This window comes from Streptomyces sp. NPDC025638 (assembly GCF_055558775.1).
Genome location: NZ_JBVHLX010000030.1, coordinates 1 through 20,595, shown reverse-complemented (window position 1 = coordinate 20,595; position 20,595 = coordinate 1). Strand labels below are relative to the sequence as shown.

Sequence of the window (20,595 nt, the reverse complement as noted above, 5' to 3'; positions counted from 1 at the left end):
GCCGGGTGGGTGGGTTCGCGGGCCTCGGAAGAATTCGCGTACACCATGGAACATTTCGCATGGACGGCAGGGGCCTCCAGGGGACTCGCCCCTGGCCCGGTGAGGAACCTTCGTGGGGTCCGATACCTCCGCGGCGCCATGACTGGCACTCTGCCGCGTACCAGGTACCGGCCCCGTCCATTCTCCAGCAGCTCCAGGCCGATCCGGCCCTGCCGCGCCTGCCGGGCGGCACGTCGGCGCCCGGTCTTCCTCCTACAGTGCCTCACCTCCGTCTGGGCGGTCCGGTGGTAAGCCCGCCATGCCAGGACCCGCGGCAATCCGCACGGCTCGTTGCTGAAGGACCGGCCCGAGGAGTGGGGGAGGCGCGTGACCGCTGGTGCTTCGTGGTCGGCTCCGCCCCCGTTCGCCCTGTTCGTGGTCTTCGCGGTTCCGTGGCCGGCGCTATGTTCCCTGGCCGTCACGGCGGACCGGGTCACCCCCGGGCGGCTTCTACGTCAGCGACGAGCGGCTCACGCAGGTACGTGGTGGTGTCGCCCCCCATCGGGAACCCATGTCGGCCGCGACCATGGTCGGTCCCCACCGTGGTCGCGCCGGCGGGCTACGACGGTATCCCCTACCTGCTGGAGCTGGTCATCGCCTGGGTCGTGATGCTCCGCGGATCGCCCAAACGTTCCACAGCACGGGGCGCCATCGGTGACAGCCTGGGATGGCGTCCGCCGTGCCGCTCGCACGGAGCGGCCGCTTGGCTCTCCTGGTCATGCCGCGATGCGGCTGTCACCCTGCGGTCCTGCTGAGCGGGCGGCGGACCGTGGCGGTCTACGGGAAGTCTTCCTCCGGCCGGGCGGGATACGGAAGCGTAGGTGTGGGTCGGCCCGACTCAGTGACACTGCAACTGGCGGTGCTCCCGCGAGCGGCGCAGCCGCCTCACCTGCAGTGGGCCACCGACCGGACGGTGGCGTTCTGCGTGATGGCCGGGGCGTTGGATCCGCGCGGTGTGCTGCTGTCGGCACTGCGGTACCACCCGTACTGGACGGACTTCACCACCAGGCGCGCATTCTGGGGTGTCTACGCGGGCTGCTTTCGTCGATGCTGCCCCTGCTGAGGCGAAGCACTCAGTTGCTGAACCGACCGTTGTGGCCCCCCAGTTCCTGATGGAGGGGAGATGACACCTGTCTCAGGAATTGGCCGGGCCGGCGGGCGCGAGGCCCGTCAGCAGGCGGTGTGCCTCCAGAGCGAGGTGGATCTCGCTCGCTCCCAACGGGTCGGTGGGCGAGCGCCCCGTGAGTTCCTGCACGCGCCGCAGACGGTACGTCACGGTGTTGCGGTGGCAGTACATCCGAGCAGCGGTCTCGGTGGCGGATCCGCCCGATGCGAACCACCGGCTCAGCGTTTCCAGCAGCAGCTCCCTTTCGTGCTGCGGGAGTTCGAGAACTGGGCGGAGCACCTTGCGCACCGCGTGCTGGGCCGAGTCGGGGGCGCTCACCACCATCAGGCGGACCGGTGAGTCACCGTAGGAGGCCACCTCGCGAGCGCCCGGCTCGACGCAGGCACAGGCGAGCCGCGCCTGGCGAAAGGCGCCGGGCGCCTGCTCCAGACCGTGGAAGAGAGTGCTCACGCCCACCCGCCCGATGCTCCGCCCGCGAAGGAGTTCTACGGCCTGGGCAAGGCTCCCAGGCGACCTGAGCGAGAGCAGCCCCACCTGTGCGTCGTCCTCCTGGCGCCAGACCGACCAGACGCCGAGGGCTCGCAGTGCGCCCTCCATGTCGTGCAGGGCGTCCTCGTCTGCCGGACGGCCCACGGCCGTGCTCTCGGCGCTGACCACGGCGAAGACTCCTCGCTGCGGCAGCCGCAGCGCGTCGGCGCACTCCCACAGGTGGGTGCCCTCATCCAACCTGCCGTCGAGCAGCGCGGCCAGCAGCAGGCTCTTGACCTGCCGGTCACGGTGGGCCCTTTCGGACATGGTTTCGCGGTAGGCCACGGCCACCGCGTCGGTGAAGGTGTCGCTGACCGACCAGACCGCGGTGGCGACGTGCGGCATCTCTCGGGCGACGATGTCCCCCGCCTCGGTCAGGACGCACTCCCACAGGAACCGTCCGGCAACCCGGTAGGCGTGCGTCACCGCGGACAGCGGCACTCCGTGCTCGGCCTTGAACCGGCCGGTGTCGTGCGGCACGCGCAGGTCAAGATCGTCCCGGCCCAGCTGGGTGAGCATGGAGTGCAGGTTGTCCGCGCAAGAAGTGCGCAACTGGGCGTGATTCACGTGGCCGTGGTCGCGATAGGCGTCCTCCTCCTCCGTGATCCGGTCCGTGAGCAGGTCGGCGAAACGGTCGATCCCGGGCAGCAAGATATCGACCAGCCTGCGCAGGCCGTCGTCCACGCCGCTCTCGCGTACGCCGTTGTACTGAGGGGTGACAGTCATTCGGGCTCCCGCAGTGAGGTCGGCGGGACCGCCGCGCCGGCTGTCCCACTACGACGGGCCAGTGGCCCGGAGCCGGCCGGGCCACTGGCAGAGTAACCACACGAGGTGGCAGTGGCGACAGCCCGCTCACGGCAACAATCCGCGCGCGTCAGACGTCGGCGGATACTGTGCCGCGGATGAGGTCCGCCGCCCGTTCCGCGATCATGATCGTCGGCGCGTTGGTGTTGCCCCGGATTACGGTCGGCATGACCGAGGCATCGACCACCCGTAGCCCTGCCACACCGTGCACGCGCAGTTCGTGGTCGACCACCGGGCCGATCGCGCAGGTGCTCGTTGGGTGGTACAGGGTCTGCAGCTCGCGCCGCGCGTATGCCAGGAGGTCGGCGTCGCTGTCGGACGGCGGCGTCAGGAAGTCCGCCCGGCGGTGCTTGCGCAGGGCGCGCTGTCCGACGATGTTCAATACCAGCCGCAGCGCGCGTAGCGCCGTGGCCCGGTCCTCCCCGGTGGACAAGTAGTTGTGCAGGATGCGCGGCTTCGCGCTGGGCAGCGGCGAGCGCAGCGTGACCTTTCCGCGGCTGGTGGGCGCGAGCAGCACCGCTCCGATGTGGAAGGCGTGATCGGTGGCTGCTCCGAGCCCCTCCTGGTGGAACATTGCCGGCACGGCGTGGATCTGTATGTCCGGGGCGTCGAGACCGCCAGCGGTGCGGAAGAACCCGCCGCCCTCGCCGACGTTCGAGGTGAGGGGCCCGCGGCCTTCGGTTTCCAGCAGTCGCAGGTTCTCGGAGGTCTCAGCGGTGAGTAGGGATTCGGTGTCGGTGAGATGGACGATGGCCAGGTGGGGGTGGTCCTGGAGATTCTCGCCGACCGGCAGGTTCACCTTGGGGGTGATGCCGAGGGCCGCGAGTTCGTCGGCGACGCCGATGCCCGAGAGCATGAGTAGCTGGGGTGAGTTGTAGGCGCCCGCTGAGAGGATGACCTCCCGTTCGCACCGAAGCTCCTGCGTCGCTCCGTCCCGGTCCACCTCGACACCGACGGCCTGTTCCCCTTCGAGGAGGATGCGGGTGCACTGCACCCCGGTGAGCACGGACAGATTGGGCCGTTCGATGGCGGGCCGCAGGTAGGCGGCGGCCGTGCTGCACCGCAGGCCGCCGTGCTGGGTGAGCTCGTAGTACCCGACGCCGTCCTGCTCAGGACCGTTGAAATCGGGGTTGAACGGGTGCCCCGCCTGCTGAGCCGCTTCCAGGAAGGCGTCGATGAGGGGGTTGCGGGAGCGCCCGGGGTTGACCGGGAGCGGCCCGCCGGCGCCGTGCCATTCGGAGGCACCGGCGTGGTGGTCCTCCGACCGCAGGAAGTACGGCAGGACGTCGTTCCAGCTCCAGCCCTTGGCGCCGGCGGCGGCCCACGAGTCGTAGTCGCGGCGGTTGCCGCGGATGTAGATCATGGCGTTCATCGAAGAGGAGCCGCCGAGCATGCGGCCGCGCGGCAGATAGCGCCGTCGGCCTTCGAGGCCGGGCTCGGGTTCGCTGAGGTAGTCCCAGTCGTACTTGGTCCGGAACAGCTTCGAGAACGCGGCCGGAACGTGGATCTCCTGGGCGTCGTCGGCCGGGCCGGCCTCCACGAGCAGGACGCGCACGTCGGGGTCCTCGCTGAGCCGGGCGGCGAGCGCACAGCCCGCGGATCCAGCACCCACGATGATGTAGTCGTACATGGTGTGCCCTCTCTCTCGGCGGCCGGCCAGGCGGTCAGTACTGGATGGCCTTGGTCTCCAGGAACTCCTCGAAGCCCAGGCGCCCGGCCTCTCGGCCCACGCCAGACTGCTTGTAACCTCCAAACGGGGCAAGGGGGTTGAAGGCGCCGCCGTTCACGTCGACCATCCCGGCCCGGATCCGGCCGGCAACCGCGCGCGCCCGTTCGGGGTCGCCCGACCACACAGCGCCGGCGAGGCCGTAGGGCGTGTCGTTGGCGATGGCCACGGCCTCCTCCTCGGAGTCGTAGGGCAGGATCGACAGCACGGGTCCGAAGATCTCCTCGCGGGCGATGGTCATGTCGTTGGTGACGTCGGTGAAGACGGTCGGAGCGACGAAGTAGCCGGGCCCGTCCTGCGGCGCGTCGGGGCCGCCGGTGAGCAGGGTGGCGCCCTCGGAGATTCCAGCCGCGATGTAGTCGCGTACACGCTTGAGCTGGACGTCGGAGACCAGGGGACCGATCCGCGTCTCCTCGTCCTGCGGGTCGCCGACGCGGTAGCCGCGCGCCACCTCGGCAGCGATCCGGCTGGCCTCCTCGAGCTTGTCACGGGGGACGAGCATGCGGGTGAGGGCGATGCATGTCTGGCCGGCGTTGAGGTAACACTTCGCCACTCCGTCGGTGACCGCGGCCTCCAGGTCGGCGTCGTCCAGAATGATGTTGGGCGACTTGCCGCCCAGTTCCAGCGCCACCTTCTTGACGGTCTCCGCCGCCAGCGCCGCCACCCGCCGGCCGGCCCGGGTCGATCCGGTAAACGAGACCATCGCCACGTCGGGGTGGGCCGCCAGCGCCTCACCCACCACCGGCCCGTAACCGGTCACCACGTTGAGCACTCCGGCGGGCAGCCCCACGGACTCGGCGATCTCCGCAAGGAGCATGGCGGACAGCGGAGCGACCTCGGAGGGCTTGAGCACGACGGTGCAGCCCGCGGCCAGCGCCAGCGCCACCTTCAGCGAGACCTGGTGCAGCGGAAAGTTCCACGGCGTGATGCAACCGACGACTCCGACGGGCTCACGGACGACATGCGAGTTGCCGACCTCCTCCGGCCCGAAGTCGAAACCGGCGGCCAGCTCGGCGGCCTGGCCGAAGGTGAACACGGGCAGTCCCGACTGCAGGACCCGACTCTCCTGGACAGGAGTACCGACCTCGCTCGCCACCAGGCGCGCGATCTCCTCCCCGCGCTCCTCCAGCGCACGGTGGATACGCCGCAGACAGTCCGCACGGACCTCGGGGGACGACTGGGACCACTTCTCGAATGCCCGGGCGGCGGCACGCACCGCCCGGTCGACGTCCTCGGGCGTACCGGCCGGAACCGAGCCGATCACACGTTCGTCCGCGGGGTTGACGATTTCGATCACTTCGGGGTTCGGGGCCTGAGTCCATTCCCCGTCGATGAAGTGCCCGCTGTATGTCTTCATGGCTGCGCTCCTTGCTCGGCCCGGTTTCCCGGCAGTGTGCGCGAGCCGTTACGACGGGGGCGATGGAGCGGTGAAACCGGATCGGCTCACCCGATTGTGCATCTGCACAAGGGCGGAAGTTTCCGCCCCTTTACCGGGAGTCGAGTACTGTCCCTCCCCTCGTGGCGTGGAGCCCGTGATTGCAGGGAGAGCTGGGGTTTCATGGGGTCCAAGGGCAACGGACGTACACGCCTGAATTTCGGGAGGGTGCTGTACGCATCGTGATCGAGGCCGGGAGGCCGATCCCGGAGGTCGCCGAGGAGCTCGGCGTGCACTTGGGCACGCTGCACAGCTGGGTGTCGCGGTGGCGGCGCAACGGGTCGACGACGTCGGCCCGGCCGGTGGAGGCCGCCGCCGGCGGGCGGCTGCGGGAGAGTGAGCGGGCCGAACTGGAGCGGCTGCGGCGGGAGATGGGCGAGAAGATCAAGCGGATACGGAAGCTGGAGATGAAACGTGATGTCTTCAATCGATGCACGGCCCTCTGGGTGAAGTGACCGAGTCCGATCCCGCGGTGGTGGCCGCGTTCATCGGTGACCAGAGGGACGAGTACAAGATTTCGCGCCGTGCAGCCTGCCGGGTGGTGGGTGTGTCGGAGCCCTGGCTCTACAAGTGGCGGGGCAAGCCCACGACCGCGCGGGAGGTCCGGCGCGGGAAGCCGATCGACGCGATCAAGAAGAATTTCGCGGCGTCCGGTGGCACCTATGGCTCTCCGAAGACCTGGATCCTCCTGGGGCGCGAGGGCCGGCGGGTGTCGGTGAACACCGTCGCGAAGCTGATGGCCGAGCTCGGCCCGGCCGGACGGAAGATCCGCCGACGCCGGGGGTTGACCAGGCCCGGCAAGCGGGCTGCGTTCCCGGACTTCGTCCGCCGTGACTTCCGCGCCACCGCCCCGACCAGGTGTGGTGCGGTGACATGACCGAGATCGTCACTAGTGAGGGCAGCTGTACTTGGCCTGCGTGATCGATCTGTTCTCGCGCCGTCTGCTCGGCTACGCGATGGGTGAGCGTCACGACGCCGAACTCGTCGTCGCTTCCTTGAACATGGCCTCCACTATCCGGGGCGGCGACGTGAAGAGCGTGATCTTTCATGGCGACAGGGGCGTCTACCGGCACACCTTCGCCACCCGCACCGAGGCCCGGCTGAGGATCGCGACCTGGATCACTAGCGTTTACACCAGCCGACGGCTACACAGCGTGTATGGGTACCGGAGCCCGATCGACTATGACCGAGACCATCAGGCCGACCCCGCCGTGGAGTTGGCCGCTTGAAAGATCTCTACAGTCCGAGGGGAGTGACAGGTCAGGAAGACCTCGTTGATCGGGAGGTGCGTCTCCCGGCTCCGGTCACGCAGCGATGCTGCACACAGGAGACCAGCAGCCCCGTGGCTCCGGCCAAGAAGGCGGCCGCCAAGCGGGCCGCCCCGACCAGGAAGGCTGCCAAGAAGACTGGCGGCCGCGCCGAGGAGGAACCGCCCCACCTTCCTGCCTGACGAGGCCTCGGTGGCAGTCGCTCAAGGCTCGATAGGTCTCTCCGGTGTCACAGTTATGCCGGTAACAGTGACGACGCATGGCTCCCTCGGGCGATGGGCAGGCACCCAGTGGAGAGCGGGATGGACCTCCAGCGACTGGCAAGATGGAGACCGCGCATGCGAAGGCCCCGCAGGCGTGACGCCCACGGGGCAATCGCCGATCCCTTTGCAGGTCAGTGACGGTTCTGAAGCCAGAACACGGCCACGGTCACCGCGCAGCTGCCGAGGCTGTACGACGCGCCGCGCAGTGCCTGCTGGTAGACGATTCGTCCCGGACGGGTCACCCGTTCCGGCAGGTGGCGGACCATACGGCGCAGTCGGCTGTCCCCGGGCAGGGGGTCCTTGTTACGCTCTTTCACGATGTTCCAGTTCCTTCCAGTTCTATGCAGGTGATTGGACGTCGCGCAGGGAGCCCTCCCAACGCCGGGCCTCGACAACTCGCGTTGGGGATGGGCTCCTTCTGCTTGAGCAGAGTCTATCTGCGGGGTCGAACAACGGGACGTTCAGCGTCGGAACGCGACGCTTGCCGCACAGGGTGGCGCACCACTCACAACCACTCAGATCCGGATCTACGCCCAACGAACCCGGCGGAACGCAGACTTCACCCGCCTGATTGTGGGGTCCGTCACTTTTGGCCAGGATCGGCCGTCCGTATCGGGACGACGAACACGGTAGGGGACCGGATCAGCAGCTGCACCGCACTGCTCTTGCTCTCGGCCATGTCGGCATTTCTGCACGTCATCCGGTGCCCACACATGGTCACAGGTGAGCATCCGCGAACCACAGCCAACTTCGGCTGGGTACATCTAGCCTGCGGTTTCGCTGGTTGACCGATTCCCGCCCCTGCTGTCCGGCAGAACTCGTGAACGCGGTCGGGCCGCGCCGTTCAACCCGTGGCTGCGGCAATGCGGGACGGGAGTCACGTGCCACGAGCGCGTCCCGGCCCGCTACCAGCTCCGGCACGTACTTGTAGAGCGTCGTACGGGGGACTCCCAGCAGCTTCGCAATGGACGTGATGGTGTTCTCCGGCTGCGCGAGCAGCGCGCGGGCGTGCCGGATCTGTTGCTCCGTCATCGCGGGTGGCCGGCCGATGCGTTCACCGCGGGCCCGCGCCGCGGCCAGTCCCTCGTGGTTCCCGGATGAACTCCGCGAGGGCCGCGGACACATGGAAGACCAGGCGGCCGCCCGGGGCCGTGGTGTCCAGCGCCTCGTGGAGCGACTGGAAGCCGATGCCGCCGCTTGCGCAGGCCGGAGACGATGGAGATCAGGTCTTGGATCGAGCGGCCCAGCCGGCCGAGGGAGGGCACCACCAGGGTGTCGCCGGGCCGGAGGTAGTCGAGGCACTTCCACAGTTCCTCGCGCTCCGCGTTCTTGCCCGACTTCTTGTCGGCGAAGACGCGTGCGCAGCCAGCCGCGTTCAGGGCCGCGATCTGCCGATAGACGGCGACTTCGTCTATGTCGTCTACCGGAACGGCAAGCCCAAGACCGACGCCTACGGGCGCCCCATGGGCGAGACTGGGCAGGGCGAGCACAGCCAGGCCCGGCACGACGCAGACCGCATGTACTTTCCCTGGCCGACCACAAGCGCCCGCACGCCAAAGCCATGGTCTACGTCGTCGACGGCGCAGTGAAGCGCATCCGAGGCATCGAGCCCCATGGAACCTGGACTCCCCAGGACGGCAGTTGGGAGATCCCTGTCACCGCACCTTTCCGCCCCGAAGAGATCGCCGAGCAGTTCCCGACCCTGGGCTTCTCTCTCGACGACGAACTGCCCAACCAGATGGGCAGACTTCGCGAGCACCTCGCGCTGTAGTCCCCGAAGCGAGCCCGACCTGGACAACCATCCCGAAAGGAAGATCGCGATACCTGCCTTCTGTCGTAAGGGACAGGCACCACGAGATGATCATCCTATGGCAGATGTGATTTTCTTCGATCTGGACGGCACCCTGGTCGATCATCGAAGCGCGGTCTTGGAAACGATCGGCCAGATCGTCCAGGCCGCGCCGAACGCGACGGCTCCACCGGAGGAGCTGGTGACGATGTGGTGGACGCTGGAGGCGCGCCACATGCGGGAATACCTGGCCGGTCAGTGCTCCTTCGCTGAGCACCACCGACGCAGGCTCCGTTCCTTCCTGCCGATGCTCGGCGAGCCGGTTCCTGAAAGTCCCAGCCTTCTGGATGCCTGGATAGCCGAGCGCTACCTCACCGTGTTCGAGGAGTCCTGGCGGTGCTATCCCGATGTCCAGCCATGCCTGGAGACCCTGAAACGGCTTCCCCGAGGACCGCGTCTGGCTGTTCTCACCAACGGGGACCCCGAGCAGCAGCGCGCCAAGCTCGCGCGCTTCGGCCTCCTCGAATACTTCGAAGCCGTCCTGACCCCGACCGAGCTCGGTGCGGCCAAGCCCGTCGCCTACGCCACCGCCTGCCGACGGATGCGAACGGACCCCGCGCAGGCGGTCAACGTGGGCGACATGCTGGAAAGCGATGTAAACGCAGCCGCCCTCGCCGGGCTGACCGGCATCTGGCTGGACCGCGGCATCGACTTCGTCACCGGTGGACCATCGCCGACGGCAGACGAGACGGTGCTCCGCATCGAACGGCTCACCGACCTCCCCGACCACCTATCACGCACGAACGCCTGACCGGCTCTCACGGCCGTCGTCAGTGAGCGACCCGGGTCAACGCCTTCCCCTGGGGCGCGCATCAGCTGGTTCCAAGAATCATGGCCAGGTTCGAACCACCGTGGCTCGGCTCAGGCGGGCTCGCTGCCGGTCCACGGCGCCAGATACGGTGAAGACTCAGCGCCGTAAAGCTCTGAAGGTCACAACCGGAAGTCGGTTCCGGCCCGGCGCGTCGACGTCCTGGCGTCGTTGTCCAACAACCGATCGGTTCTTGGACACGGCGGCCCTCGGCGACACGCCGGAGCGTGCATAGTCTCCTATGGGGGATGGGTGACGATTGAGGCTCGCGGGGCGTTCGTGTCGTCCGCTTCCGGAGGGTCAGCGGGTTGGCGAGCATCGGACGGACAGTCTCCGGGTGCCAGCGTTCCGTGCGCTTCGGCTACCCTCGGCCTCCAGTACGGCGGCGATCTCGGTCAGTCACATCGTCGGCAGCAGGCACGTTGTCATCCGTGCCGATGGCGTCGGCGCAGCGATACGCGGCCAGGCGGCAACAGCGCAGTCGTGGCCTACGAGGCCGACCGGCTCGATCCGGACACCGCCACGGGCTGGAGCGTCATCGTCACCGGGGCCGCCGAACTCGTGCGTGATCCGGCCCGGCTCGTCGTCTGTCGACGGGCGTTGGCACCGTGGGGCGTCGGCGAGACGGACCACGTCATCCGGATCAGTCCAGACCTGGTCACCGGCTGCCTGCTGGCTGGTTACCGGCCGGTATGACGCGGCTGTTCGCCCGGCTGCGGCGGCGCCCCAGCATCGACTCGCGCTCGCCCTCGGTGAGCCCGCCCCACACTCCGTAGGGCTCGCGGACCGCGAGTGCGTGCGCGGCGCATTCCGCGCGCACCGGGCAGTGTATGCACACCTCCTTGGCCGCCGTCTCCCGTGCGCCGCGGCCCGCGCCGCGTTCGCCCTCGGGGTGGAAGAAGAGTGTGTCGTCGACCTCGCGGCAGGCGGCGAGTAGCTGCCAGGTCCATAGGTTGGCGTTGGGACCGGGGAGTCGGGATATGTCCACCGCTGCTCATCGCCTTCCATGGATCTGATGTGTAGATGTGCCTGATGTCTGAGGGAGGCATGCCTGTAACCGCCAGGCTTCCCGGCTTCCGGGGGCTCCGCAGTGGTCATGCCGCCGTTGCGGAGCCGTCCGGTCACTGGAAGGCGCAGGGGATGAACTGATCCAGTGACAGCAGCCGGAACACACGGCCCGGCCGCGGCGGCACGGACCGCAGCCGCAGACGCGTGTTCGCTGCAGTGCAATGGCCGTGCAGGCGCAGGAACATGGTGACCCCAGAGGAGTCGCAGAATGTGACGTCGGCCAGATCCAGTACCAGCTCGGGTGCGCTGGCAGCGGCGAGACGGGCTAGTTCGGGCTCGATGCGTGGCACGCTGTCCAGATCGAGCTCGCCGGACAGCTTCACCGCTCCATCCTCCATCGCCGGTGAGACCAGCGCAGCTGTCATCGGCATACGGCAAGTCATGGCGTGCGGCATGGTTTGTGTCATGGTGTGGCAGCCTTTCGGATGGTGTCGGCAGCAGCTCGGTGGCCGAATCGCCCGCGGTCCTGGTGTCTCGCGGCCACGCGTCAGAGTCCACCAGCTGCGGGGGGCGTGTGACAGGGGCCAGATGCCCCCACCGCAGGGCCCAAGAGTCCCGGCGCGGCTGTTGTTCGCGGCTGTTGTACGGCCGGGCGCGCGGAGTCGGCGCCGAGGGCACCGTGCGCCGGCGGACCGGCTCGTAGTAGCCTTCCGCCGCCCGCAGTGGCCAGCACCCCTGCCGCGCACGTCAGCCTGCTTGGATTGCTACGTAGCGACCCGAGGTGCCTACACCTGCTTCAAGAGACCTTGCTGCTAGGCCCACTCAACTCCGAGTTCGGTGAGTGCGGCCCGCTGGGGTTTGGTGAGTTTGTCGCGGCGGCTGCGGGTGTTGCTTCATGAATACGCCCAGCCGTACGGATACCGACGTGCTTTCTCCGTGGCCGGGACCTTCCACGGTGACTGTCTCTGTGTGGGCCCTGGGTACGCGGTGGTGTCCTTCGCGGGCGACGTCTGCGCGAGTGCGGCAATGCCCTTTGGAAGGCTGCTGAGGGCATTGCACCCACCTTCCAGGCGCCTCCCTTTGTCGTTGGGGCAGGTTCGGGCCGCTGGATGGGTGTCACGCCCAGTGCGGACAGTCGTTCCTGCTGCTGGTTGGAGAGTTCTGTCCAGTTGCGGCGTTGCCGATGAAGCCATGTGCCGAGATCATCGCCGTCGTAGGTGACGCCGGGGTTGAAATCGGGGAGTCGGTGGCCGGGTTCGTCGCCTGCCAGAGCGGCGAGGACGCGGTAGTGGCGTTGCCAGTTGAGTGGCCAGGGGCAGTTCCAGTCGTTGTCGATGACAGTGAGCTGTGCGGCCCGGGTCTGGGCGCGCTCTGGGTTTTTGCCGAGGCCGTGGGGCCGGCGGAGGTTGGTGATGAGTTGGCCGATGGGGGAGCTTGTGCCGTCTGGGCCGTCGGGGTCAGGGCCTTCCCACAGGGCGTCATGCCGTGGGGCGAGGTGTCCGTGGGCGCGGTGGTAGGAGCGGAGCACGGCTGTCGTCGCCCAGTTTTCCTGAGCTGTGGCTATGGCTGTGAGCTGGGACTTCTCAGTTATTCGGGATGGTCTTCGAGGTGCTGGGGTGCTCGGGGTGTGGTTCTGAGCGGGCGGTGGCTGTCTGACCTGCTTGTATGTCGTCTGTGCAGATTGGTTGATCGTGGTGCAGTTCCAGTGGGCCGCTATTTGGCACTGATGTGGTGTCAGAGGGTGTCGGGGTTGGTGAGGTCGTCTCGGGTGAGGGTGACGCGGGTTGCTTTGCCGGCTCTGCTGGCGGTGGTGCTGGGTGGCAGGACGCGGACGTGGGAGAGTTCGGTGTAGGGGGGCAGGCTCCGGGGGCGCCGTCGGTGGGCAGTTCGAGGAGCTTGTCGGTGATGTTGTAGATGACGAGGTAGGCGGTGTGCTGTCCGTAGTCGTGGGCGTACTTGACGACTTGGTGCAGCCCTTTGGCCAGGTAGCCCTTGCCGCGGGCCTTGCCGTCGAAGATCTTGCCGTCGCAGACCAGGGGGTCGTGGCCGACTTGGTCGCCTGTGAGGTCGGCTTCGCCGGAGGCTGAGCGGGGCTTGGCGTGGGTGATGTGGTCGCCTTCGAGGAAGAGGAAGCGTTGCAGGTCGAGGTTGTAGGCCTCTTCGCCATTGGCGTGGTCGGCTTCGAACCGCGTGTGTAGCTCTTCCCGATCGAACCATTCGATGCGGGTTCGGTAGCGTTCGAGGGTGTGCAGAACGCTGGCTTTCGGCGCCGACGCGCTCGCTGAGGTAGTCGAACAGGGGCTGCAGGATGTCTTCGGCGAACTCCCGCCAGCTGTCTTGGGGGCGACTGTTCATGCTGTAGCCCATGGCGGTCTGCCACCCGATCTCGGGATTGCCCGCTTCCTGTTCAGCAATGTGCTGCATCAGGTCCCAGATGAGTGTGGCTCGCCCTTCTTCGGTCCGACTGGGCCAGGCGAATTGACCGCTTCGGGTCAACCCGGTGCGGAATCGCTCCCGGTCCAGATCCGGTTCCTTTCGGGCAGCCTCTTCGAGGAGGCCTCTGAGCGCGGGTTGGCTGTTGATCCAGGTGACGGCGAGGTGGACTTCATGGCCGGCGCTGGAGAAGGGCGCGGTCATGAGTTTGCGCAGGCGTTCCCGTACGGCGACCTGGAGACGCTGCTGGTACTTCACCGGAACAGGCCTTTCAGGGCTTGGGTGATCTGCCGCTGGAGGACGTCGCCTGCGTTCTGCGCACTGCCGGTCTCGTCGACCAGCCAGATCTGGGTGTAGCAGCGGGGACAGGTCACGGCGGTCTGGGCTACGACCTCCAAGTAGCGGACCCACATCTGGTAGCCGCAGCTGGGGCAGGCCGTATCGAGGTCCGCGCTGAGGAACTGTGTCGCGATGGATTCGCCCATGGCCGGATTGTTCCGCATGGGTCTGACAGGACTCGCCGGGCGTCGGTCTATGCGGGGTGGATGTCGATGGTGGTGAGGAAGTGTTGTTGCTGGGGGTGTAGTTGTGGCCAGTTGTTGTGTTGTGTGTGGACCCATGAGGTGATCCGTGATGTGTGCGGCTGGCCGGTGCGGTGATGTTCGCGGGCTTGGTGGTAGGTGCGGTGCCAGTGGTAGGGCCAGGGCGGGTTCCATCAGGGGTCGATGGCGTTGAGGGCGTGCAGGGTGGCGGGGGACAGACGGCTTTGGCCGGCCTTGCGGCGTTGTTGGATCAGCCAGGCCCCCAGGGGAAAGCCCTCATGGCGCGTGCCTTTGGGGACGCACAGGTTGCCGGTCGCGTCGGCCCAGGCGCGGGCGTGGGCGTGGGCCAGTTGGGGGCTTGGCGGGTAAGAGCGGGTCGCTTCGCGGCGCTGTGCGGTTGTCCGGTTTTCGGGGGTGATGCCGATATCGGTGAGGAGGCTGCGCTGTTGCGGGTGCAGCCGGTGCCAGGCGGCGCGTTGGGCGGCCGCCCAACGACTCGTGCCCGCGGTGATGGGGGTGGTGCGCGCGTGGTGGTAAGCGCGCTGCCAGCGCATGGGCCAGGGCGGGGGTTCCACCAGGGGTCGAGCGTGGTGAGGGCGCGGTGGATGGCGTAGGGGGTGTTCGCGCTCTGGGCCAGGAGGCGTTGTCGGGCCAGCCAGGGCCCCAGAGGGAAGTCGTCGCGGACGGCGCAGTACGGCGTTGCCAGACTGCCGTGCGAGGCTGTGTAGGCGCGGGCGTGGCCAGTGCGGTTTCGGCGTAGGGAGTGAGGGGCCGGGCGTGGGTGCTCTCATCGGTGAGGCCGATGTCGGCCAGGAGGCTCTGCTGGCCGGAATGCAGGTCGTTGTAGCGGGTGACCTGCCGGCGCAACCAGGCGCGCTCGGCGGGGGCGAAGCTGCAGAACTTGTGCAGGGCGTCTAGCCCCGGACTTCGCGGGTCGCCGTTTCAGGCCTTGCTGAGCGCTTCAGTTGCCCAGTGAGCTTTGATTTGGCCAACTGAGGACGAACGGGCAGGCGGGCGGTCACGACACTCGGTCACAGGTCTGGCAAGAGGAGCCAGACTTCGGAGAAGGCAAGGCCGTGCTTGTGGGTCACCACCCCGCACTGGCAGCCCAGCGAGATCAGGCGCCAGTCGCAGGTCACCGTCCACGGGCCGGCCCTACCCTCGCATGCCGGGCAACCGATGGTCTCGGCCGTCCACACCCCGAAAGCGGGTCTGCCGTAACGACGGAAGCGGCCCGTGTACTGGACTTGCCAGGGCTCGACCGGGGGCGTGAGCGGGACGGTCCCGGGTGGGCTCGCCGAGGCCAGCGCGGCGAACAGTGCGATCAGATCGGGGAGCAGGGCCTCGCCCGCCTCTGTCGGTGGCACGGCCGGGCCGTCCGCTGTGCCCACCGGGGTCCCGTATCTCGGGGCCGCCGCTGCGCGCGGTGGGTTCGGGGTGGTGTGCCAAGGCAGGAAGGCGCGGGCGACGGCGGCCAGGAGGGCGGCTGCGGGCGGGCTGACTGCGCCTGCGTCGAGGTGGTGGAGGGTGGTCCGCAGGATGCGTTGGAGGCGCCGGTCCCGGTCCGTGGCCGGCGTCCGTGTGGTCGCTGCCCGTCGGGTTGGGAGCGGCGCCGTGAGGCGGGCCAGGACGCGCGCTGCTGCTTCGGAGTCCGCCGCGGCAGGGCGCCACTCCCCGGCGGCCAGGAGCTGCCGTGCCCGCCCGGCCTCACGGGTCAGGGCGCGCGTCTGCAACGGCTGCTGGCCGGAGCCTGCCCCGTGAGTCTGGTGCCCGCTCGTCATGGCCCCCCTGTTCCCTTCCCTCGTTCGTTGCTGCGACGTATCCCGCCCTCTTCGAGCATTGGTGGACATCCCATCACACAGGCGGATTGGGCCCGGAGGCGCTGAGGTTCGCGTCAGGCTGCGTGGTCCTCTGTAGTGGCCGCCGCCTTCGGCCTCGGTGGACACCGCCATCGCGGAATCTGAGCTCGGCGGCACGGTCCTCAAGGGCGCATCCTCCTGCGACGACTTGGCCCGAGACTGCGCGTGTCGGGGACGGGCGTGGCACCGTTGCCTTGAGGCCTGGTCTGTCAGTCCCCCGTGGTGCCGGACCCGGCCTCACTTTGTGCCGGTGTCCCGCGCCCGCTCCGGCGGGGAGGCCTGGGCGATGACTTGTCGCAGATCGGTGCGCATGCGCAGCCGCACACCGGGCCGGCCGACATCCCGGGTGGTGCGGTCGGCGGGCGAGGTCCCCACCGTTTGGGCGATCGCGTTCTGGAGGGCGAAGACGGTGTCATCGTCCAGACCCGCCACGTCGATGACGAGCAGGCCGGGTTCGGACAGAGGCGTTTCTTGGATCGGGTCCACGTCTTCAGCACGTCTTCGTGCAGGGCGAGGTTCTCTGCAGAATGCGGATTCACCTGACCGGAGGAGTTGTCAGTGGGGTGTCTGCCGTTCTGGCACGACCAGTTCGCCGAACTCCCGTCACAGTGCGTGGGCGTTGGAGGCAACCATCCAGAACAAGATCAAACGAGCTCCCGAGATGGCCCGGCGGCATAGAGGTTGACTCAGGGAACTAACAGCGCGACGCGCTGCGTGCCAACCTGGCCATCGTCGGCCGGATACGGGAGGTCGCCGAACGGTTGGAAGTCCCCCTGACACAGATGGCACTGGCCTGGCTGGTGGCCCAGGGCCAGTGCGTGGTGCCCGTCCCGAGGACCAGGACCCCGGCGCACCTGTGGGACAACGCCGATGCGGCGGACGTCAATCTCGGCGCGGCGGACCTCGCCGACCTGGACGCCCTGCCCGCTCCGCACGGCGAGCGTTACTGATCCGCCTGCGCGTCAGGCCAGTCTGGAGCCGATCGTCGTCCGTGTCACCGAAGTGCGCCTCTCGACGAGATGTGCTGGGGTGGAGAGAGCGCCGTTTTCCGTGTTGAAGGCGACACCACGCATGAGCGAGAGTCTTCGGTCGAGCCCGTCGCGGGCACCCATCGGCCCCTTGCCGGGATGGCACCGCCCCACGCTGAGAGTAGGGACCTTCCTGCCGCCCGCCGCCTGCGACTCGACGATGGCGGCGCCGGGTGTGCGCGCGCAGTCGGAGGTCGGCAAGATTCCGCCCCAGGACCACGCGCTGTTGATGAGGCTGCTGGCGGATCTCACCGACGTCGAGTTCCTGCACGACCTGGACATCCGTCGCACCTGGGTCCGCGACGGCAAGGTGCACTGCGGTGAGGTCTGCCTCAACGACCTCGACCTCTTCGTCTGGCATGCCAACTTGCCCCGGGACCCCGGCAGCTACTCCCTGGAGGCCCTGCGCACGCTCAGCCTGGACATACCCGTTGTCCCGGACCCCACACGTTTCTCGACCGGCCTCGACAAGTACCGGGCTCACCTGCGGCTGTCCCGGGCCGGCCTCCCCGTCCCCGACACTGTCCTGCTCGACCACCGTGACACGGCCGCCGCCGCATCCGTACTCGCGGAATGGGGCCGCGCCCTGCTGAAACCCAGGCTCGGCTCCTTTGGACAGGGGGTCCTGCTGATCGAGGACTTCGCGACTTTGCGGGACCTGGCGGACTACCTGAACAGCACGCTCGCGCGGACGACGGAGAGCACCTTCCTCCTTGAGCGCTTCTATCCCAACAGCCCTGCCGACTGGATCGGTACGACCCTCATCAACGGCACCCTGATGTACGGCTATCGCAAGCGCGGCCACCGCTTCACCCGTTTGTCCGCCGACGCCTGGAAGGTGTACGACCCCGAGGGGATCGGCGGCGATGTCGACGGCTGCCACGTCCCCCCGACGCACGCCCGGCTCGTCCAGCGCGCCCAGCTGGCTCTGGGCCTGCCGTTGGTCGGCTTCGACCTGATTGTGTGCGAGGGCCGACCCATCATCGTGGACGAGAACACCTACCCGGGGCTCTACCCCGATCTTTTCGCTGCCGCGGAGCGCTCGCTCGGCTACGAACTCTTTGCACTCGTCCGCGACTTGACGAGGCACCGTCCCGGTGTCCTCACACGTGCCCGCCAGGGCCGGACCACTGTCCGTGACGCGGACGGATTCACCGGTGGCGTCTGACGTCCCGAAGCGAGGCGACGCAGCGAGCGGTTCCCGGCCCCCTTCCGCGGGGCGGTCAACAGCAGGTGATGTTGTTCGTGCCGAAGTCGCATCCTTCGCAGAGCGCCTGCAGAGGCTCCCACCGCCGTGACGTCGAAGACACGCATGACAAGCCCCTTCCTTTCGGACAGAACGAAGGCGCTGGTGTCCATCATCTCCACCTGCCGTTCCAGTGCATGGCGGTCGTTCGGGTGGTGTAACCGCTTCGCGTCCGGATCGGTCTTGAAGTCACTGTCGTAGACGCCGTCAACACGGCACTTGGTGACCACAAGTGCATCGGCCGACAGCTCCAGGGATCGCTGCACCGCGGGCGTAGTCGGTCGCAGACGGCTGCTGCGTGCCCCGGTCAGCAAGACCATCCGGCGTCGCCACAGGTGCCGGTCCGCACGCAGGCGAATCAACGGCTCAGCCATGCCCTCCAGCGCCATGGGCGTCACGCCCCGCACGTCCGGCGCACTCCGTGCGGTGAGCGCACCGCACAGCATCAGGCGCTCATCACCGTCCCGAGCATGCCGATGTCATCCGCCTCGGGCCGCCCGATGCCCCCGTTCCCCGCCTCCGTCCCCGGACAAAGTTGCCGCCCGACGACCACGGCGAGCTGGACGCCGAGATCGTGAACCGAGGCGACCTCGTCCGCCCATCGGGGCGGACAGACCGGATTTGTCCCTTGCTCGGCGGCCTCGGCGAACGCCTCGCTGCTGATCTTGACGACGACATGCTGCCGTGAGGCCGAGTGCGGTTGCCGGGCTCCGGCTGCGGTGATCTACTCGAGTTGGCAGGTCATGCCGCATGAAGAAACCTGCCCGATACTCGACGTGGCACGGCGAACGACGCAGCCTGTCGGCCCACAACGAGGAGCCGGGATCGCGTCGCCGACGGTGTTCGGTGTCCGGCCGGAGATGTGGGAGGCCGTGCTGGAGAGGAGCGCAGTGATGGCCTCTGCATCCACGAGCAGCCGTCCCGTGCAGCGACTGGGCCACCAACTCACGGAAGTGGCGTCGGGCATCGGCCAAGCGGCGATGGCGACAGGCAGGGCCACGGCGGACGCCGTGCGCCACCCAGGAGCAACTGTTGGCCGCGCCCGCGAGGCATCGCAGGTGCTGCCGCTGATGTGGCAGTCGGTGAAGCCGGTGCTGACGGGCCGTGTGAGCGACTGGCGACGAGAATACGCCTACACCCTCGGGGAACAGGCCTTTGTCTATGGCTTCCCGTACATCTACAACGCCCGGCTCCGCCACCGGTGGGTGACCCAGAAGCCCGACACCGACGCGACACCGTATGCCGCCGTCAACCACTTCTGGCACGCCGGCAGGCTTTTCGACGCCTCCGACCGGGAGGGCCTGACCCCCAACAACGACACGTTGTACTCGTTCGCCTGGGTCGACCTGAGCGAGGAACCCATCATTCTCTCGCACCCGGACATGGGCGACCGCTACTTCACCTTCGAACTGGTCGGCATCACCTCCGACAACTACGACTACGTGGGACAGCGCGCCACCGGACCGCACGCCGGAGACTTCGCCCTGGTCGGGCCGGGGTGGACGGGAGACCTCCCCCAAGGGATCCGCCGCACGGAGACCGCACCCAGTCCCTGGATCGTGATCGTCGGCCGGACCCTTGTCGCAGGCGAGCGCGACCTCCCGAACGTTCATGCGCTTCAGCGCCGGTACCGGCTGACCCCGCTCCACCTTTTCGGCAAGGAGGGAACGCACGTCCCGGAACGCCGCGACGTGCTGGAACCGATCGACGCGGCAGAGGATCGTCTTGGGCCGTGGAAGACTCTCAACTCGATGCTGGCCGAGAATCCGCCACCGCGACACCACGAGGTCCTGCTCAAGCAGTTCGCGGAGATCGGCATCGGACCCGGTCTCGACGTCGAAGCCCAGCCCGAATCCGTCAAGCAGAGCCTGATCCGGGCCGCGGCCACCGGCGCACCGATGCTCGAACAACAACTGCTCAGTGGTGAATGGGCCCATGTCATCAACGGCTGGCGCTACCCGCCACCACAGTTGGGAAGGTTCGGGGACGATTTCCTGAGGCGAGCCGCGGAGCAGTCCCTGGTCGGTGTCGCCGCCAACGATCCCGAGGAAGCGGTCTACCTGGCCGCCTTCCATGACGCGGATGGCGGCAAGCTGTCCACGGGCCGCTACGAACTGCGCTTCGAACCGGGGGACCTGCCTCCCGTCGACGCGTTCTGGTCCCTGACCGTCTACGGGGAGGACAGGAACCTGGTCCCCAACCCGATCGACCGCTACTCCATCGGCGACCGTACCCCGGGGCTGGGCACGGACGCCGATGGAAGCCTGACCATCCATCTACAGCCCGAGTCTCCAGGTCCCGCCCGGGAGCCCAACTGGCTGCCCACACCGGAACAGAGCATCTGGTTCATCGCTTTGCGCATGTACCTGCCACGCGCCGAAGTCATCGACGCACGATGGGAGTGCCCGCCGATCCGCCGCGTCGCCTGACGACGCTGCGGAATCCCCTGGCGCCGTCTTAAGACCGTCCTACCTTCTTGATCGTGCAGAGCGAGCCATTCGTAGGGCTGGATCACCCAGGGGTGTCGAGTGTGGCTTTAGAAGCCGTATCTCAACCGATCATGGAACGTGCAGGTCGAACAGGTTTCCCGCCGGGGTGATCTTCCCGGTGTACGCGCATGAAGGCAGGGCCCC

At 68.0% G+C, this 20,595-nt stretch carries 22 protein-coding genes; 9 read left to right on the top strand and 13 right to left on the bottom strand.

Annotated features, from left to right (window positions below; translation table 11 throughout):
• Positions 1-1,174: 1,174 nt before the first annotated feature.
• From ACZ4EG_RS43200 to ACZ4EG_RS43190, 3 genes are all read right to left on the bottom strand, one after another.
• Positions 1,175-2,419 (bottom strand): PucR family transcriptional regulator, encoded by a 1,245-nt coding sequence (locus ACZ4EG_RS43200; protein WP_467794547.1) that lies wholly within the window; start codon positions 2,417-2,419, stop codon positions 1,175-1,177.
• A gap of 148 nt (positions 2,420-2,567) precedes the next feature.
• The gene (locus ACZ4EG_RS43195; RefSeq protein WP_467794546.1) at positions 2,568-4,127 is read right to left on the bottom strand and encodes a GMC family oxidoreductase; all 1,560 of its coding nucleotides are present in this window, start codon (positions 4,125-4,127) and stop codon (positions 2,568-2,570) included.
• Positions 4,128-4,161: 34 nt separating this feature from the next.
• Positions 4,162-5,580: an aldehyde dehydrogenase family protein gene (locus tag ACZ4EG_RS43190; RefSeq protein ID WP_467794545.1), complete on the bottom strand. Its 1,419-nt coding sequence runs from the start codon at positions 5,578-5,580 to the stop codon at positions 4,162-4,164.
• Positions 5,581-5,759: 179 nt separating this feature from the next.
• On the opposite strand from ACZ4EG_RS43190, the gene ACZ4EG_RS43185 reads away from it, so the two are divergent.
• Genes ACZ4EG_RS43185 through ACZ4EG_RS43175 form a run of 3 tightly spaced genes read left to right on the top strand, consistent with a single transcriptional unit; the run spans position 5,760 to position 6,887 of the window.
• Positions 5,760-6,113 (top strand): transposase, encoded by a 354-nt coding sequence (locus tag ACZ4EG_RS43185; protein WP_467794544.1) that lies wholly within the window; start codon positions 5,760-5,762, stop codon positions 6,111-6,113.
• Positions 6,110-6,535, top strand: coding sequence for an IS3 family transposase (locus tag ACZ4EG_RS43180; RefSeq protein ID WP_467794543.1), 426 nt, complete (start codon positions 6,110-6,112; stop codon positions 6,533-6,535). Before ACZ4EG_RS43185 ends, ACZ4EG_RS43180 begins: the two co-directional genes overlap by 4 nt.
• A gap of 31 nt (positions 6,536-6,566) precedes the next feature.
• Positions 6,567-6,887, top strand: a complete 321-nt coding sequence (locus ACZ4EG_RS43175) for a hypothetical protein (protein WP_467794542.1) — start codon at positions 6,567-6,569, stop codon at positions 6,885-6,887.
• Positions 6,888-7,320: 433 nt separating this feature from the next.
• Here ACZ4EG_RS43175 and ACZ4EG_RS43170 read toward each other — a convergent pair whose 3' ends face one another.
• From ACZ4EG_RS43170 to ACZ4EG_RS43160, 3 genes are all read right to left on the bottom strand, one after another.
• A complete protein-coding gene (locus ACZ4EG_RS43170) occupies positions 7,321-7,506 on the bottom strand; it encodes a hypothetical protein (protein WP_467794541.1) in 186 nt (61 codons plus the stop codon).
• Between the two features lie 400 nt (positions 7,507-7,906).
• Positions 7,907-8,221 (bottom strand): helix-turn-helix domain-containing protein, encoded by a 315-nt coding sequence (locus tag ACZ4EG_RS43165; protein WP_467794540.1) that lies wholly within the window; start codon positions 8,219-8,221, stop codon positions 7,907-7,909.
• Positions 8,218-8,679 (bottom strand): recombinase family protein, encoded by a 462-nt coding sequence (locus ACZ4EG_RS43160; RefSeq protein WP_467794576.1) that lies wholly within the window; start codon positions 8,677-8,679, stop codon positions 8,218-8,220. Before ACZ4EG_RS43160 ends, ACZ4EG_RS43165 begins: the two co-directional genes overlap by 4 nt.
• A 71-nt stretch (positions 8,680-8,750) precedes the next feature.
• Between ACZ4EG_RS43160 and ACZ4EG_RS43155 the strand changes: the two genes are divergently transcribed.
• The 3 genes from ACZ4EG_RS43155 (at position 8,751) to ACZ4EG_RS43145 (ending at position 10,542) form a co-directional block, all read left to right on the top strand.
• On the top strand, positions 8,751-8,960 hold the full coding sequence (locus ACZ4EG_RS43155) for a hypothetical protein (protein ID WP_467794539.1): 210 nt from the start codon (positions 8,751-8,753) through the stop codon (positions 8,958-8,960).
• 97 nt (positions 8,961-9,057) lie between these two features.
• Positions 9,058-9,789, top strand: a complete 732-nt coding sequence (locus ACZ4EG_RS43150; RefSeq protein WP_467794538.1) for an HAD family hydrolase — start codon at positions 9,058-9,060, stop codon at positions 9,787-9,789.
• A gap of 540 nt (positions 9,790-10,329) precedes the next feature.
• On the top strand, positions 10,330-10,542 hold the full coding sequence (locus ACZ4EG_RS43145) for a pyridoxamine 5'-phosphate oxidase family protein (RefSeq protein WP_467794537.1): 213 nt from the start codon (positions 10,330-10,332) through the stop codon (positions 10,540-10,542).
• On the opposite strand, the gene ACZ4EG_RS43140 is transcribed toward ACZ4EG_RS43145, so the two are convergent.
• The 7 genes from ACZ4EG_RS43140 to ACZ4EG_RS43110 all read right to left on the bottom strand — a co-directional run bounded on the left by ACZ4EG_RS43140 (position 10,505) and on the right by ACZ4EG_RS43110 (position 16,174).
• Positions 10,505-10,834, bottom strand: a complete 330-nt coding sequence (locus ACZ4EG_RS43140; RefSeq protein WP_467794536.1) for a WhiB family transcriptional regulator — start codon at positions 10,832-10,834, stop codon at positions 10,505-10,507. The genes ACZ4EG_RS43145 and ACZ4EG_RS43140 overlap by 38 nt on opposite strands.
• Before the next feature lie 133 nt (positions 10,835-10,967).
• The gene (locus ACZ4EG_RS43135; RefSeq protein WP_467794535.1) at positions 10,968-11,279 is read right to left on the bottom strand and encodes an STAS domain-containing protein; all 312 of its coding nucleotides are present in this window, start codon (positions 11,277-11,279) and stop codon (positions 10,968-10,970) included.
• A gap of 371 nt (positions 11,280-11,650) precedes the next feature.
• Entirely contained in the window at positions 11,651-13,021 is a 1,371-nt protein-coding gene (locus tag ACZ4EG_RS43130) for a helicase associated domain-containing protein (protein WP_467794534.1), read from the bottom strand.
• 520 nt (positions 13,022-13,541) lie between these two features.
• A complete protein-coding gene (locus tag ACZ4EG_RS43125) occupies positions 13,542-13,772 on the bottom strand; it encodes a hypothetical protein (protein ID WP_467794533.1) in 231 nt (76 codons plus the stop codon).
• 230 nt (positions 13,773-14,002) lie between these two features.
• Positions 14,003-14,383 carry a helicase associated domain-containing protein gene (locus ACZ4EG_RS43120; protein ID WP_467794532.1) on the bottom strand — a complete coding sequence of 127 codons (381 nt, stop codon included), beginning with the start codon at positions 14,381-14,383 and terminating at the stop codon, positions 14,003-14,005.
• A gap of 477 nt (positions 14,384-14,860) precedes the next feature.
• Positions 14,861-15,610 carry a hypothetical protein gene (locus ACZ4EG_RS43115; RefSeq protein WP_467794531.1) on the bottom strand — a complete coding sequence of 250 codons (750 nt, stop codon included), beginning with the start codon at positions 15,608-15,610 and terminating at the stop codon, positions 14,861-14,863.
• Positions 15,611-15,925: 315 nt separating this feature from the next.
• Positions 15,926-16,174, bottom strand: a complete 249-nt coding sequence (locus ACZ4EG_RS43110) for a DUF6207 family protein (RefSeq protein ID WP_467794530.1) — start codon at positions 16,172-16,174, stop codon at positions 15,926-15,928.
• A 224-nt stretch (positions 16,175-16,398) separates the two neighbouring features.
• Between ACZ4EG_RS43110 and ACZ4EG_RS43105 the strand changes: the two genes are divergently transcribed.
• From ACZ4EG_RS43105 to ACZ4EG_RS43095, 3 genes are all read left to right on the top strand, one after another.
• Positions 16,399-16,638 (top strand): aldo/keto reductase, encoded by a 240-nt coding sequence (locus ACZ4EG_RS43105; RefSeq protein WP_467794575.1) that lies wholly within the window; start codon positions 16,399-16,401, stop codon positions 16,636-16,638.
• 121 nt (positions 16,639-16,759) lie between these two features.
• Complete coding sequence (locus tag ACZ4EG_RS43100; RefSeq protein WP_467794529.1) at positions 16,760-17,884, top strand: ATP-grasp domain-containing protein; 1,125 nt, start codon at positions 16,760-16,762, stop codon at positions 17,882-17,884.
• A gap of 971 nt (positions 17,885-18,855) precedes the next feature.
• The gene (locus ACZ4EG_RS43095; RefSeq protein ID WP_467794528.1) at positions 18,856-20,391 is read left to right on the top strand and encodes a DUF1254 domain-containing protein; all 1,536 of its coding nucleotides are present in this window, start codon (positions 18,856-18,858) and stop codon (positions 20,389-20,391) included.
• The last annotated feature ends 204 nt before the right edge of the window (positions 20,392-20,595 follow it).

Coding starts and splice junctions, on each gene's coding strand:
- ACZ4EG_RS43100 (WP_467794529.1), top strand. CDS start 16,760: ATGAGCGAGAGTCTTCGGTCGAGCCCGTCGCGGGCACCCATCGGCCCC.
- ACZ4EG_RS43165 (WP_467794540.1), bottom strand. CDS start 8,221: ATGACGGAGCAACAGATCCGGCACGCCCGCGCGCTGCTCGCGCAGCCG.
- ACZ4EG_RS43115 (WP_467794531.1), bottom strand. CDS start 15,610: ATGACGAGCGGGCACCAGACTCACGGGGCAGGCTCCGGCCAGCAGCCG.
- ACZ4EG_RS43190 (WP_467794545.1), bottom strand. CDS start 5,580: ATGAAGACATACAGCGGGCACTTCATCGACGGGGAATGGACTCAGGCC.
- ACZ4EG_RS43095 (WP_467794528.1), top strand. CDS start 18,856: ATGGCCTCTGCATCCACGAGCAGCCGTCCCGTGCAGCGACTGGGCCAC.
- ACZ4EG_RS43125 (WP_467794533.1), bottom strand. CDS start 13,772: ATGGGCGAATCCATCGCGACACAGTTCCTCAGCGCGGACCTCGATACG.
- ACZ4EG_RS43135 (WP_467794535.1), bottom strand. CDS start 11,279: ATGACAGCTGCGCTGGTCTCACCGGCGATGGAGGATGGAGCGGTGAAG.
- ACZ4EG_RS43200 (WP_467794547.1), bottom strand. CDS start 2,419: ATGACTGTCACCCCTCAGTACAACGGCGTACGCGAGAGCGGCGTGGAC.
- ACZ4EG_RS43150 (WP_467794538.1), top strand. CDS start 9,058: ATGGCAGATGTGATTTTCTTCGATCTGGACGGCACCCTGGTCGATCAT.
- ACZ4EG_RS43130 (WP_467794534.1), bottom strand. CDS start 13,021: ATGGCGAAGAGGCCTACAACCTCGACCTGCAACGCTTCCTCTTCCTCG.
- ACZ4EG_RS43195 (WP_467794546.1), bottom strand. CDS start 4,127: ATGTACGACTACATCATCGTGGGTGCTGGATCCGCGGGCTGTGCGCTC.
- ACZ4EG_RS43120 (WP_467794532.1), bottom strand. CDS start 14,383: ATGCGCTGGCAGCGCGCTTACCACCACGCGCGCACCACCCCCATCACC.
- ACZ4EG_RS43155 (WP_467794539.1), top strand. CDS start 8,751: ATGGTCTACGTCGTCGACGGCGCAGTGAAGCGCATCCGAGGCATCGAG.